This is a genomic window from bacterium SCSIO 12643, assembly GCA_024398135.1.
In the GTDB taxonomy this organism is placed as follows: domain Bacteria; phylum Bacteroidota; class Bacteroidia; order Flavobacteriales_G; family Salibacteraceae; genus CAJXZP01.
This window is the reverse complement of record CP073750.1, coordinates 1,113,682-1,128,592: the sequence shown is the minus strand read 5'-3', so window position 1 is coordinate 1,128,592 and position 14,911 is coordinate 1,113,682. Positions and strand designations below refer to the sequence as shown.

Genomic DNA, 14,911 nt, shown 5'->3' with positions numbered 1-14,911 from the left:
ATTAATACTGATCTCCGGCACCGCCACCACCAAATTCTCCTCCGCCTAAATCCACATCATTCATAGGTTCTTCAATGGAAGCGTTTCCACCCATGGTAGAAGAAACCAAAATACTTTCTGCGTTTAGGTTTGACCATTTATCCGATAATAGTTGCTCTCTCGTATAGCCATGTTTCATGGTTTTGAGATAGTTTAAGGCCCAAATAGCAAGCCCTAAAACCACACTGCCAGCAAGAGTTAAAGTGAACTCAGTATGACCCGAGCTGTAATAATATTTAAAGGTGATTACACTTGCAAATAGAATCAGAACACCTGTTCTAATGAGAATAATATTCTTTTTTCGAAGCCCAATAAGAAGATATATCAAAGGAATCACAGAAGTTAGAAAGTAGAAAACAAATGCAAATGGAATGTCTTCCCCAGGAGCTAAATCCAGTCCCATTAATTCAATACTAAGTTCACGTACAACGAGATAATTGCCTCCCAAATATGTCAATATTAGTAGAATAATATCAATAAGGATAAAATGATTTTTATAGTAAAATGGAATTTTAAACGATTTTTGGACATATTGACTGAGGATATAGAGAATTCCAAAAAGGACCACAAATACCATTGGAATTATAGCCTGAGCGAAGCCACCTATGGCATATAGTGTGTCAAATATCAAATATGCAAATGCACCAGCGGCAATAATGACTCCAATGAGATTAAGATATCGTAGTGCTATAAAAACTCCGGCTATAAGAAGTATGAAAACTAAGAACAGAGAAATATCATCATCCCAGTAAAAAGTTATGATCAGTTGTCCCAACCCTAAAAACAGGAAGGCTTCTGAAACCCCGGATTTATAATGTTGTTTGGATTTGATTAAACCTAATTCCAAAATCAACAAATAACTGATTCCTGCAAGTGCGAGAAGTACTCTAACCGCATTATCACTGTCTGTATTAAATAAGAAAGTACTCGCAAATAATCCCATTCCGGCATTCACCCCAATGATCGTAACAATAAAAAGAAGTACTCTAAGCCAAATAGGGGGGTGGTATAAATTAGATGAGAATTCTTGTGTTACAACGTTCCATTGATCATCATCAATCACACCACTCTTGTGCCACGAATGTGCTTCATCCATGATTTCAATTTTTTTCAGTTCTTCCGGATTATATGCGATCATAACTGACGATTTTTTTTCATGTTTCTAATGATGCGTTCAATCATAAACACAATTCCTCCGGTTGATGCCATAAAATACATCAACCATAATTCGAATGGTAAATCTTCCAGGATTTCAAAGAGCAATCGGGTGCCTGTGATGTAGCCACATAAGATACCCATTATGAAAAATAAATATTCTTGTCTTTTCCAGGAGTTGACGGCCACACTTATTCCTGAGATTAACGCAACTAATGCATAAAAGACCCAATAGTCGCTGGTAAAAGAAGCAGAAACGATGGAACCAAAAAAGAGCAAGAGCCCGAAGCTTTTGAACGTGAATGAGAAGTGTGGTTTTATGTTTTTGTAATACAATCCGTATCCGGTTAGAGCGAATAAAGCACCAACCCAAATTCCGGTATTGTATAGTGAGAGTAGGTTCACAAAATCAGAATGATACCATTGTGTGAAACTTACCTGAAGTCCCCAAAATGCTGCAAATGCGGTAATGGCTAATGATAAAATTCCTCTATGGTCAAATCTAAACGCTACATAAAAGAATAGAAATGAAGTCAGGAGTGAGGACCATTTAATCAGGGGTTCAATAAGATCGTATTGAATGAGTACATATGAAGAGATCGAAACAAAAACTAATGCCGCCAACAACAAGATGTAATCAAAGTAGGGTGTAGGAGGCTTTTGTACTTCGTTAGAATATGGTGGAATATGTTGGCTGATGTAATATATACATGCAATTTCCAGGACCGTTAAACCTAGAATTAAAACCAGATGTCCCCAATTTTCCATGTGAATGTAAATCATCAAACCAATGCCTGTAGAGAGAAGTAGGACGCCTAAGTACAGAAGAGTTCTTAACTCTACATAGAGCGAAATAAGTCGGCCCGATTTGATTTTATCCAGATACTCAAATTGTTCTGAGGATAGAATATGTTTTTCGTAAAGTTCTTTATGCGGAGAATCCATTACGGGCTAAATTAAGAATATTTTAAATTGAATGCTCGCGTTTTTAAAAATGCAATGTGAATGGCTTTGTTTAAAACCCAAAAGACTCCCTGTGACTTTTTCTATTTTTGGGTGATTTTAAATGAGTTTTATGCAAAATATGAAGTGGCTGTGGATGTTGAGTATTGTGTCGTTAGTGGCGTGTTCAGGTTTACAAAAAGAAAAAGTAGATATGATCATCCACAATGCGACTGTTTATACTGTGGATGAATCTTTTTCTAAAGAGGAGGCACTGGCGATTCATCAAGGGAAGATTGTGGCGATTGGACCAGAGCATGAGATCATGAATAAATATCAGAGTGACCAAACCATAAACGCCAAAAAACAATTTGTGTATCCTGGATTTATCGATGGACATTGTCATTTTGTAGGATATGGTTTGAGTCTTCAGAAGGTGAATTTGGTAGGAACCAAAAGTTGGGAAGAGTGTATAGAGCGTGTAGTATCATTTTCAAAATCAAATAAAGTAGATTGGATTACAGGAAGAGGTTGGGATCAAAATGACTGGGAGGTTGCAGAATATCCAACCAATAAAAAGTTGAACGAGTTGTTTCCGGATACTCCGGTATTATTAAGACGAATTGATGGACATGGGGCTATTGCAAATCAGAAAGCATTAGAAATTGCAGGAATCAATGCATCCACTGAAATTGATGGCGGAATGATTGCGATGATGGATGGTAAACCTACAGGAGTATTAGTAGATAATGCAGTCGATCTGGTATTAGATCAAATTCCTGAACCGGATGCTGAAATGATTCAAAAAGCTATTTTATATGCGCAAACCATGTGTTTTGAAGTGGGGCTAACTACTGTGGACGATGCTGGATTGGACCGTGCGCAAATCGAATTGATTGAAAAGTTACAAGAGGATTCATTGTTAAAGATGAACATATATGCAATGGTGTCTGATAAACCGGAGAATGTATCATATTTTCTGAAGAAAGGAATTATTTCAAAAGAGAAGTTGACTGTTAGGTCGATTAAGGTTTATGCTGACGGAGCCTTGGGGTCAAGAGGGGCGGCATTGATCCATCCGTATACTGATGACCATGAAAATCATGGTATGATAATTACACCATTAGCACATATGGAAGAATTAGCTCAGGAAATCAAAAATGCAGGTTATCAAATGAATACCCATTGTATTGGAGATTCTGCAAATCGTGTATTGTTAGATATCTACGGGAATGTGTTAACCGGAGTAAATGATATGCGTTGGAGAATTGAACATGCTCAGGTCGTTACTCCTATTGATTTAGATAAGTTCAAGAAGTATACCATCATTCCATCAGTTCAACCTACCCATGCAACTTCTGATATGTACTGGGCAGAAGAGCGCTTGGGAGAAAATCGAATTAAAACGGCATATGCGTATAAAGATTTGTTGAATCAAAACTACATTTTGGCTTTGGGTACAGATTTCCCAATTGAAGATATCTCTCCTTTAAAAACATTTTATGCGGCTGTATTTAGACAGGATATAAAAGGGTATCCGGATGGAGGTTTTAATGCAGAAAATGCATTAACCAGAGAAGAAGCCATTCGTGGAATGACTATTTGGAATGCTTTGGCCAATTTTGAAGAACAAGAAAAAGGTAGTTTGGAAATTGGTAAAAAAGCCAATATTACGATTCTGAATATGGATTTAATGACGGTGAGACCGGAGTCATTTGATAAACTCCAGGTAACTTATACTATAGTGGACGGAGAAATGGTATATCAAAAATAATCTGAGGGAGTTATAGCGATGCGTGAAACAATTCATACAATTTATAGACAGGTGAGGAGTTTAAAGAATATGAGATGGATGTTCTGGATATTGTTATTGCCCTTGTTTGGAATGGCCAGGGAAATGTATCAACCCGACTTAAGTGAATTTTCTCGAGAAACGTTGACTTTGGCTAAAGCGAACTCGGAAGTGTCTTTTATGACAAAAGAGGAGCAGGATGTTGTTTTTTATATGAATCTGGTGCGTTTGGAACCGCAGATTTTTATGGAAGCGATATTGAAACCGTATGTAGCCCATTATGAGTTGAATAAAAACCACTATGTGAAATCATTGTATTCCGATTTAAAGAAAGCGAACTCGGTGAAGCCTTTGACGATGAAACAAGATTTATATGAGGTTTCCAAATCGCATTTGGATGATATTGGTGAAAAGGGAATAGAAGGACATACGGGTTCCAATGGTAAAACATTTAAAAAACGTGTAGATCATTTATTTAAAACCTATATCTCAGTTTCAGAAAATGTAGGACTGGGATTTGAAACTCCATTGGATAATGTAATCGGACTATTGATAGATGATGGAGTTAAAGATGTTGGTCACCGAAAAGCGATACTTAGTCCGAACTACAATTGTGTGGGAGTCTCCTTGGGAAATCACAAAAATTACATCAAAGGCTGTGTGATGGATTTTGGCCAGTTAGAAGCCAATTAAAGCTTCAAATTTGAAGGTAATCTCAATTGTTCCATCTCATCCAACGCCTGATCCAATTCTTTTTGAAGTTGCTGAATGATATCCGCAACAGGTTCAATTTTATTCACTAATTCGGAGGACTTACCCGCAATCCAAAGCGTTTTGTAATTGGCAGGTAAAATAGATTGTTCCAATTTTTTCATACCAATATATTGTACCCACATTTTAAAGTATTTCTTAGTGGTCCGATTATTAGATAAGAAACGCTCTAAAAAGCTTTGTTGGTGCCCAATTTTCTTCGCGTATGGCGTATTGATGACTGTTGCCCATGAACCGGAAATTTTGTTGGACATCACAATATCTTTCATTTGGGCTCTTACAATCGCATCTTTATAAGCTTCATTTACTGAAGCTTCTTTTGAAGCTATGAATTTGGTGCCGATGGAGACTCCCTCCGCTCCTAAAGCAAACATAGATGCCATACCCCAACCATCTGCAATTCCACCGGCAGCAATTACCGGAATATCAAATTTGTTTTTTAACGCACGTACTAAGATTTGAAGAGGGTTCGGTCCTGAATGACCTCCAGCTCCCTGTCCAACAGCGATAAAACCATCGCACCCTAAATCATATACTTTTTGCGCATGTTCCATATTGACCACATCGCAAAACACTTTAGCCCCATATTGATGTGCTTGTTCCATAACTTTTTGCGGATTCCCAAGTGAAGTGATATAAAATGGAACTTGATGTTCTACACAAATAGCGAGGTGTTTTTCGAAATAAGGATTGCTTTTTTGAGCAATGAGGTTTACACCATATTTTCCGGGTTTGTCATTCGAATATTCGTTAAGCGTTTGAAGCGCATTTGAAAGATCTTCCTCGGTTCTGAAATTTAAGGAGGGAAAAGCGGCTGCAATCCCAGAATCAATACCCGACTTGATCATTCCTAAATTGGAAACTAAAAACATAGGTGCCATAATCATAGGAAAATCAATATCTAGAAGCGCATTTAGTGATGTGTTAAATTTCATTAGAATTCAATTAAAGAGGTGTTTTAGAACCCGGATGTTTCTTCAAATTTACCTATTTTAGTGATCTACAATTAAAAGAATCACAGAATTATGGCTATAGAACCGAAAAGATTATTTGACCTTCCTTATTATCAATTGGAAAATTACCCGTTGGAACATTGTTTGTCTTCTAAAGTAAATGGTTCATGGGAAGGTGTCTCCACAAAAGAATTGGTGGATCGATCTAATGAGGTGAGTAGAGGGTTGTTAGCCATGGGGATCAAACCAGGAGATAAGATTGGTTTAATTTCGAACAATAGATATGAATGGCATATTATGGATATCGGGATTCTGCAAATTGGAGCGATTAATGTGCCTATTTATCCAACTATTTCTGCTGATGATTATGAGTATATTTTTAATCATGCAGAATTGAAATTAGTGGTGGTTTCATCTGAAGATATTTTAGCCAAAGTGAATCAGATCAAATCAAAAGTACCTTCGTTAATGGGGGTGTATACTTTTGACAGTATATCCGGAGAACAACATTGGACTGAAATTCCTGCAAAGAAAGATGGTGCGGAGCAAAGCGAAGTGCAAAAACTAATGGATGGAGTAAATAGTTCTGATTTAGCGTCAATTATTTACACTTCCGGAACTACCGGGAAGCCTAAAGGGGTTATGTTGTCTCATGATAATATCATGTCAAATGTTGTAGCTAGTGGATTTAGGTTTCCAGCGAAACATGGACAGAAATCATTATCCTTCTTACCTGTTTGTCATATTTACGAACGCACCTTATTGTATTTATACCTAAAAGAAGGAACGAGTGTCTATTTTGCGGAGAGTATGGAGACTATTGGAGATAACATCAAAGAAGTGCAGCCGGAAGTCTTCTCAGCCGTACCAAGATTATTGGAAAAAGTATTTGATAAGATTATTGCAAAGGGACAAGAGCTTACAGGAATTAAGAAAATGCTGTTTTTCTGGGCGGTTGGACTTGGAGAAAAATGGGAGCCGAATCGCGCAAATGGAGGTTTCTACGAATGGCAGTTGGGAATTGCGAATAAATTGATTTTTAGCAAATGGAGAGAGGCTTTAGGGAATAATGTTTTGGCTATAGCATCGGGAAGTGCCGCACTTCAACCGCGTTTGGCTCGAGTTTTTAATGCAGCTCAGATTCCAATTTACGAGGGTTATGGATTAACGGAAACCTCTCCGGTAATATCCGTTAACGAGTTAGATAGGGAAGGATTGATGATTGGAACTGTAGGAAGAGTGTTGGATAAAGTGGAAGTGAAATTTGGTGATGATGGAGAAATTCTGTGTAAAGGTCCGAACGTGATGATGGGATATTATAAAGATCCTGAAAAAACCAGAGAAGTCTTAACCGAAGATGGATGGTTTCATACCGGTGACATTGGCGAAATGGTAGGCCCAAATAAAGATTTTCTTAAGATTACAGATCGTAAGAAAGAGATGTTTAAGACTTCAGGAGGGAAGTATATTGCGCCTCAGATTATCGAAAATATGCTGAAAGAATCTAGATTCATTGAGCAGGCAATGGTAATTGGTGAAAATCGAAAACACCCTGCGGTATTGGTGGTGCCGGCTTATGAGTTTGTAATGGAATGGTGTAAACGTCATGATTTGGTATGTGAGTCGAATGAACAAATTGCAAATTGTGAAGAGGTTCAGGAAAGAATCTGGAAAGATGTTGTGAAAATCACCAAAGACCTAGGTAAGTGGGAAATTCCAAAGAAGATGGAACTATGTAAGGAAATGTGGAGTGTTGAAAATGATGAATTGACTCCAACATTAAAGTTAAAGCGTAAGAGAATCTTGGAAAAACATAAAGAGGAAGTAGATCGTATTTATGGGTAGTACAAGGAAATATAACAGTCTTTCTGAGTTTTATCCTTACTACTTAAGTGAACATTTACATCCGGTTTGTCGGGGCTTACATTTTACCGGCACTTTACTTTTATTCGTCATTCTTTTTGGAGCAATATATTTTAACGAGTATATCTATCTCTGGTTATTGCCAGTGGTAGGATATGGATTTGCCTGGGTGGGACATTATTTTTTTGAGAAGAATAAACCTGCAACTTTCCAATACCCGTTTTATTCTTTAGCTTCTGACTTTATAATGTTTAAAGATCTATTGATCGGTAAAGAGAAGTTTAATCCTGAAAACAATGATGTTTAGACCGTATAAATTTAGTTTTGTTATAAAGAATTTAGAGAAGTGATATACGAATATGACGGGTTTGTTCCCGTAATACACGAAACCGCATTTGTTCATCCTCTGGCTTCAGTTATTGGAAATGTTCAGATTGGCGCAAATGTTTTTGTTGGATCAGGAGCTGCAATTCGCGGTGATATTGGAAAGATTATTATTGAAGATGGATGCAATGTACAGGAAAATTGTATTGTACATATGTTTCCAGGAAAAACAGTGCGATTAAAAGAGATGGCGCATATTGGGCATGGAGCTATTGTCCATGGAGCCAATGTAGGCAGAAATACATTAATCGGTATGAATGCGGTGTTGATGGATGATGCAGAAATTGGAGACGAATGTGTAATCGGGGCATTGTGTTTTGTGCCAGCTGGTAAAGAAATCCCAAATAGAAGTGTTGGGGTAGGAAACCCTGTGAAATTAGTGAAGGAAGTTTCGGATAAAATGCTAGGTTGGAAAACCGAAGGGACCTTACTGTATCAAAAATTAGCCGCAGATAGTCATGAAGGTTTGAAAGAAGTTGAGCCACTTAGGGAAGTTCCAGAAGATAGAGTAGATCAGGGAGATATCTTTAAGCCGTGGAATGAAACCAAATAGTTGTGGGTTCGTAAAGAATTAATGAATTGAAAAATAATTAGAATAAATGTTATTAGACAATAAATTACCAATTGTTTATTCATTGGGAAAGATTAAACCCGAGTTGATCGTGGTTTCAATTTATGCCATTGGAATTGTGTTTTTTCATGACTATGTACACGTAGAGCGTATGTCCATACCTATTGCCGTTCCATCTATTTTGGGAACTACAATATCGTTGATTCTGGCGTTTAGAATTGCTCAGTCATACGATAGATGGTGGGAAGCCAGAAAGATTTGGGGTGAAATTGTGAATGACTCCAGAACTTTGGTACGTCAGGCTATGACATTTATCCATGATCAAAATAATCCAGAGCAATCCGAAAAAATGCATCTTGAAATGGTGAAAATTCAGGTAGCTTTTGTCCATGCGTTGGGAAAATCTTTAAGAGGTCAAGATGTGGTTGCAACGATTAAGGACAAGTTAGATCCGGATCAACTAGAAGAGGTAGCCAGAGAATCAAATATTCCCAATGCGATACTAAAATTGCATGCAAAGTGCTTGAAAGAAGCTATGGAAAAAGAATGGGTAACCGGATTCCATGTGATTCAAATAGATGATTCTATCACACGTTTAACTGCTGCAATGGGGAAAGCTGAACGAATCAAGAGTACGATTTTCCCAATTACATATACCATTTTGGTAGAGTTTCTACTTTATCTCTTCGTAATGATGTTGCCTTTAGGTTTGACCGATTATTTTGGGTATTTGGTGGCACCGCTTTTATTGGTGATTAGTGTGCCATTTTTCTTGTTAGAGAAAACAGCATTGAATTTACAAAACCCGTTTAATAACAATAAAACGGATATTGCAATGACTACGATTGCGCGTACCATTGAATTAAATTTAAACCAAATGGTAGGTAAGGATTTTCAACATCAGGATGAGAATCCTGAGGATGGAAGTTTTTATATCATGTAAATCAACTCGGTGCAGGAATTCGATTCAAAAGCAGCTACATGGGATGAGAATTCTGAAAGAATTCGAAGAGCTAATGAGATTGCCAATGCCATCAATTCGGAGTTAGATTTATCACAGATACGTACGGCTCTGGAATATGGTTGTGGAACGGGGTTATTAAGCTTTGCATTAAAAGATGGGATTGATGAGGTTACTTTAATGGATGAGTCTGCATTGATGATTCAGGAAGTGGATCGAAAATGTGAGCAAGCAGGGATTATTCATTTTCATCCGGTAAAGTATAACCTATTGGAGGATGAATTGCCTCATTTTAAAGTCGATCTGATTTATTCGTTGATGACGCTTCATCATATTGATGATGTGGAGAGTATATTGGAGTCGTTTCAATCTTTATTGAATCCATCGGGATATTTGGTTTTGATTGATTTAGTGACTGAAGATGGCTCATTTCATAATCATAAATTTGACGGTCATTTGGGATTTGATCGAGATGAGTTAGAGTATCAGATGAAAGAAGCGGGATTTACTCCAATCCAGTACAGTGTTTGCTATACGATTAAAAAAGAACGCGCGGGAGAAATCAAAGAGTATCCGTTGTTTATGTTGATAGGTAGAAAATAAGATATATCTTATTCCTTTAGATTAAATTCGAAGATAGAGTCAGACAAAGATTATAATGAATGCTTTTAAGTTCATATTTATTATTTGGATTTTATGGAGTCCGATTCATGGATGGAGTAAAGACCAAAATGAAATAGATAGCTTACTGAATATTGTTCAGAATGAACCAAATTCGATTCATTCGGTGGAGGCCTATTTAGAGTTGGGATGTTGTGGTGATTTTGATCAAAATGGACTGGAGAAATATTTAAAGAAGGCATTAGCAATTGCTCAAAAGAATGACTCTGAACTTCTGATCGCAGATTGTATGGTAACTCTGGCAGATTTTTATGTGACTCAGGGAAATACGCAAATCGCACTGGAGTATTATTTAGAGAGTATTCAAATATTTAAACGTTTAGATGATGTCTACGGTTTAGGAACAGTTTACAATTCGATGGGGCTATTCTATCATGATCTTGGTGATTACGAAAAAGCAATAAATTATAACCAACAGGCCTTAGAATTATTTTCAACTCTAGAGCGAAAAGATGAAATAGGTAGTATTTTCAATAACCTGGGGAACATTTATGCTGAGAAAGAGGATTATCCCGAGGCCATTAAGTATTATGACCTTTCCTTAGATGTTTATAAGGAAATCGGAGATACAGCATCCTTGTTTGCTTATTACATTAATATGGCCATTATCCAGGAAGAGCTGGAAGATTATGTAGAAGCAGAAAAACTGTATTTATTGGCTTTGGAATTTGTTGAAAGAGATGATACACCATATGAAGATCGAATGATTTTTTATACCAATCTGGGGGTATTGAAGAACAAGATGGGGCAGCAGGGCGAAGCTCTAAATTATTTTGATTCGGTACTCCATTTTAAAAATGAACAGGTATTAGATCAAGGATTATTGATGACCATATATGTTGAAATGGCTGATATCTATAAGAGTAGAGGTCAGTACAAGAAAGCGATCTATTATTTTGAGGAAATAAACAGGTTTCAGGATAGTCTTCTATTTGCGGATGATTTGATTAAAGTCCAGGAGGTCGAAAATAAATATGAGCTGAAGTTAGCTGAAGAAAAATTGGAGAAGGAGAATAAACTCAGAACGCAATTGGTCTGGTTCGGCTCAGTTGTAGCTGTTTTAATCATTATTATTCTTGTGTTTGTTGTTTATTCTTTGCGTTTAAAAGCGAGTAGACAAAAGATTTTGGTTGAGAATAAATCTAAATTATTGGAAACCGAGTTAATGAATCTCAGATTACTTACTGAGGCTCAAAAGAAGGATTTGGAGATTAAAAAAACTTCATTGACCAATTTTGGATTACATATCATCTGGAAAAAGAAATTGATTGATGAGTTAAGACAGAATCTTCAAAAACTAAAAACTTCAGATGAAAAGTTGAACTTGAAATTAAAACAAATCAATTCTGAAATTCGCAACATTCAGGGGCTTGGTTCGGATATTGAAGATTTTTATGTTCAGGCAGAAGCTTTGGAAAATGACTTTGTAGATAAATATCAATCTGGTGATTTAAAGTTAACCAGAAACGAAAAGAAACTCATCGTTCTGTTAAAACTAGGTTTATCTTCCAAAGAAATTTCAATAATCAACAATGTTTCAGAGCAAGCGGTGAAGATGAGTAGACATCGATTAAGGTCAAAATTGAATGTTCCAAAGGATATTACTTTAATTGACTTCTTAAACGCTTAAATCCAGTTTGTAAACCTTTGACGGCATTTAAAGTGTTGATTTTCAAATGTTAGCTTTTTGATCTGTTAACCAAATTATAGAAGAAAATCAGGCTTTATATACCAGATGTTGAGATTTAAGCATTATTATTTGAAAACGATGAAGTTAGTTTTGAGCTGTGGATCAAATAACTAGGATTATGAAAAGGATATTAACAGCTTTATTGGTAGCATTTTCTATGGCGGCTTTTGGGCAAAGTGCACAGATGTTACAGACCGAAGGAAAAACATTTGAAGAGATTTGTGATTATATGAATCAGAAATTCGAGGGTAAATCATTTATAAAAGGAAAACCAAATTTCTTAAGGGAATACATGCAGTTTAAAAGATGGGAGTTTTTTTGGAAGCATAGTTTATTACCGGATGGAGGGTTTCCAACATCAAGTACGTTAAACGAAGGATATCTGGAAGCTCTGGATATGCAGTCTTTTAGATCGATAAATGCTTCAAATTGGACTTACTTTGGTCCAAAGGTTTTACCACAGTCTAGTGTGGCATATTATCCCGGGTTTGGGCGTGTGAATGCCATTGCGATTCATCCGTCAAATCATAATATTTTAATTGCGGGAGCTGCAGGTTCTGGAATCTGGAAGTCTACAGATAAAGGTGCGAATTGGAGTCCAAGAACGGATATGTTACCGAATGTAGGAATCAGTGATATTGTTTACGACCCGAATAATGTCAACATTCTATATGCAATAACTGGTGACGCAGATGGTGGTCGAAATCCGTATTCTACAGGTATGTTGAAATCGGTTGATGGAGGTGATAGTTGGACAATTGTGGGGTTAAATCATAATTACGATGATGAGTATATATTGAGAAGGATGGTCATTTTAAATTCTCCTGCAAATACAATTGTGGCAACTGCTAATGATGGAATCCATAAATCTGTAGATGGAGGAGTCAACTGGACCAAGGTAAGTAATGAGTTAGGATATTGTATTGTGAAGGTGAATGATCAGGTGTTTTATTCAGGAACGAGTACCGGAAAAATTTTGAAAACCACTAATTCAGGAAATACCTGGGTGGATGTAACTCCCGGGAATCCATCTTTTTCTGGTAGAATCGAGTTGGGAATAACTCCCGATGATGCAAATTTCATCTTTGCATTAGATGCTTCTGGTACTATGGCTAAATCAAATGATGGTGGGCAAAGTTGGTCTAACGTTTCTGGCCCCTCATCTTTTGATAGTCAGGGAGGATATAATATGACCGTTGCAGTTTCTCCTGGAGATAAAAATAAAATCTTAATTGGAGGGATTAATGGATGGAGAAGTTTTAATGGTGGAGATACCTGGGAGCTATATTTAGATGGTTATTGGGAACAGGGTAATCCGTATTTCTATGTGCATTCTGATCATCACGTAATGAAGTTTGTTTCCGGAGGAAGTGATACAGTTTTTATTGGTAATGACGGAGGTGTTTATTATGGAGATTTTACTCAGAACACAACGTTTGTTGACGTAACCGGGAATATGTATATCACTCAATATTATGGGTTGGGAGGATTACGTACTGATGATAAAGTTGTGGTTGCCGGAGCACAGGATAACGATGGTGTTTATATCAATGGGAATGTAGTGAAAGGTTTGTTAGCGGGTTCCGATGGATATGATGGTTTGATCGATTACTCTAATCCAAATATCTCTTATATCACTACCACAGGTGCAGGTTATGTAGAGAAGACAACCGATGGTTGGCAGACAGCATCAAGTATAACCATTGGAGCCGGGTTTTATGCCAATTGGGATGTAATTGTAGCTATGCATCCAACAGATCCTTCTACCATTTTTTTTGGAGGAAATAAATTGGTGAAAAGTTCAGATCAAGGCGTGAATTGGACTGCATTATATTCTGTGAATGGTGGTGAGTTGACAGCTTTTGCAATTGCGCCTTCAGATCCAACCGTGATGTATATTGCAACATCTAGTGGCGTTTTAGAAAAGACATCAGACAACGGGCAGAATTGGTCTCAGTTGACGAGTTTGCCAATTTCAGGTAATACGATGATTACCTCATTAGCTGTAAATGGAACGAAGCCAGATGAGATTTATGCGACCTTAAGTGGGTTTGATGCTTCTAAAAAAGTATTTAAATCTACGGATGGAGGAACGACCTGGATAAATATGACGTATAATTTACCGAATGTTCCAACCAGCCATATGGTATATGCAACCGGGACAAATGATGATTTATATTTGGCAACAGACTTAGGGGTTTACTTCAATACAAATGGAGGGAATTCATGGACTGAGTTTAGAACGAATTTACCATATACTCAAGTAAAAGAATTAGAGATACATTATGCATCAAATAGTGTTTTTGCCGCGACTTATGGAAGAGGAATTTGGAAATCACCTCTTGAAAATAATACGAATCCGACTAGTGTTGGAAGTATAGAGATCAAGGAGCATTCTAAAGTTTTTCCAACTCTAAATCAAGGCGTATTTACTATTGAATTAAACGAAAAAGAATCTGCAATTGATTATGAGGTGATTATTTATAATTCAATTGGAGGGGTTGTAAAAACACAATCTATTCATGATGGTAAAACCATGATTGATATTTCTGAGTTTGCTGATGGCAATTATTTCGTTACAATCAAGAAAGGAAAGGATTACTTCACACATCAAATCGTTAAATATGAGTAGAACTAAAAAAAGCTCTTTTTTAATGGGGTTAATTACGCTATTAGTTTTTTCATGCAAGTCTCCGTTAACGGTGGGCACTGCTTCTTACAAAGTAGTTCGCCCGGGTCATCAGGGGCAAGAAATGTTCACTGAATTTATTCTGGTATTCAATAAGGCGAAGCACGACTCTATTCATGTGACAAAAGCGATAGTCTATGGGTATGAAGGGCATGACTATTACTATAACGATATTGTTTTAAATGATGAAGAATTACGTAAGACCTTGAAAAATTCGGTAGATCAGACTACATTTTCGGTCTATTTGAATACATCTAAAGCTATCAAAAAGGAGGTGTCTAATTCGGAAAAACTGACTATTGAAGTTTTTTACGATGTCAATGGTAAAAATCAAAAACTGATGGTGGATGATTTCAATAATGAAGGTGTGAAAATGCGAAGAAATTAAAATGAGAAAGGGGTTCCGTAAATTAATTATGG

At 36.8% G+C, this 14,911-nt stretch carries 13 protein-coding genes; 10 read left to right on the top strand and 3 right to left on the bottom strand.

What is annotated here, in order from left to right:
* Nucleotide 1: 1 nt before the first annotated feature.
* Together KFE94_04910 and KFE94_04905 are read right to left on the bottom strand one after the other, a co-directional pair.
* Complete coding sequence (locus KFE94_04910) at nt 2-1,177, bottom strand: hypothetical protein (GenBank protein UTW67455.1); 1,176 nt, start codon at nt 1,175-1,177, stop codon at nt 2-4.
* Entirely contained in the window at nt 1,174-2,139 is a 966-nt protein-coding gene (locus KFE94_04905; protein ID UTW67454.1) for a hypothetical protein, read from the bottom strand. The genes KFE94_04910 and KFE94_04905 overlap by 4 nt, the downstream gene beginning before the upstream one ends.
* Before the next feature lie 139 nt (nt 2,140-2,278).
* Between KFE94_04905 and KFE94_04900 the strand changes: the two genes are divergently transcribed.
* Nucleotides 2,279-3,910: an amidohydrolase gene (locus KFE94_04900; protein ID UTW68213.1), complete on the top strand. Its 1,632-nt coding sequence runs from the start codon at nt 2,279-2,281 to the stop codon at nt 3,908-3,910.
* Nucleotides 3,911-3,988: 78 nt separating this feature from the next.
* Nucleotides 3,989-4,621 (top strand): CAP domain-containing protein, encoded by a 633-nt coding sequence (locus KFE94_04895; GenBank protein UTW67453.1) that lies wholly within the window; start codon nt 3,989-3,991, stop codon nt 4,619-4,621.
* Here KFE94_04895 and KFE94_04890 read toward each other — a convergent pair.
* Nucleotides 4,618-5,634, bottom strand: coding sequence for a nitronate monooxygenase (locus KFE94_04890; GenBank protein ID UTW67452.1), 1,017 nt, complete (start codon nt 5,632-5,634; stop codon nt 4,618-4,620). The two genes, KFE94_04895 and KFE94_04890, sit on opposite strands and share 4 nt — an antisense overlap.
* Before the next feature lie 90 nt (nt 5,635-5,724).
* Here KFE94_04890 and KFE94_04885 point away from each other — a divergent pair, with 90 nt between their 5' ends.
* The 8 genes from KFE94_04885 (at nt 5,725) to KFE94_04850 (ending at nt 14,879) form a co-directional block, all read left to right on the top strand.
* On the top strand, nt 5,725-7,497 hold the full coding sequence (locus KFE94_04885) for a long-chain fatty acid--CoA ligase (GenBank protein ID UTW67451.1): 1,773 nt from the start codon (nt 5,725-5,727) through the stop codon (nt 7,495-7,497).
* Nucleotides 7,490-7,822 carry a DUF962 domain-containing protein gene (locus KFE94_04880; GenBank protein ID UTW67450.1) on the top strand — a complete coding sequence of 111 codons (333 nt, stop codon included), beginning with the start codon at nt 7,490-7,492 and terminating at the stop codon, nt 7,820-7,822. The genes KFE94_04885 and KFE94_04880 overlap by 8 nt, the downstream gene beginning before the upstream one ends.
* A 39-nt stretch (nt 7,823-7,861) precedes the next feature.
* Nucleotides 7,862-8,452, top strand: a complete 591-nt coding sequence (locus KFE94_04875; GenBank protein UTW67449.1) for a transferase hexapeptide repeat family protein — start codon at nt 7,862-7,864, stop codon at nt 8,450-8,452.
* An 82-nt stretch (nt 8,453-8,534) separates the two neighbouring features.
* Nucleotides 8,535-9,413, top strand: coding sequence for a hypothetical protein (locus KFE94_04870; protein UTW67448.1), 879 nt, complete (start codon nt 8,535-8,537; stop codon nt 9,411-9,413).
* A gap of 9 nt (nt 9,414-9,422) precedes the next feature.
* Entirely contained in the window at nt 9,423-10,034 is a 612-nt protein-coding gene (locus KFE94_04865) for a class I SAM-dependent methyltransferase (protein ID UTW67447.1), read from the top strand.
* A 55-nt stretch (nt 10,035-10,089) separates the two neighbouring features.
* A complete protein-coding gene (locus tag KFE94_04860) occupies nt 10,090-11,742 on the top strand; it encodes a tetratricopeptide repeat protein (protein UTW67446.1) in 1,653 nt (550 codons plus the stop codon).
* 178 nt (nt 11,743-11,920) lie between these two features.
* Nucleotides 11,921-14,434, top strand: a complete 2,514-nt coding sequence (locus KFE94_04855; protein ID UTW67445.1) for a T9SS type A sorting domain-containing protein — start codon at nt 11,921-11,923, stop codon at nt 14,432-14,434.
* Nucleotides 14,427-14,879, top strand: coding sequence for a hypothetical protein (locus KFE94_04850; GenBank protein UTW67444.1), 453 nt, complete (start codon nt 14,427-14,429; stop codon nt 14,877-14,879). The genes KFE94_04855 and KFE94_04850 overlap by 8 nt, the downstream gene beginning before the upstream one ends.
* Nucleotides 14,880-14,911: the final 32 nt, after the last annotated feature.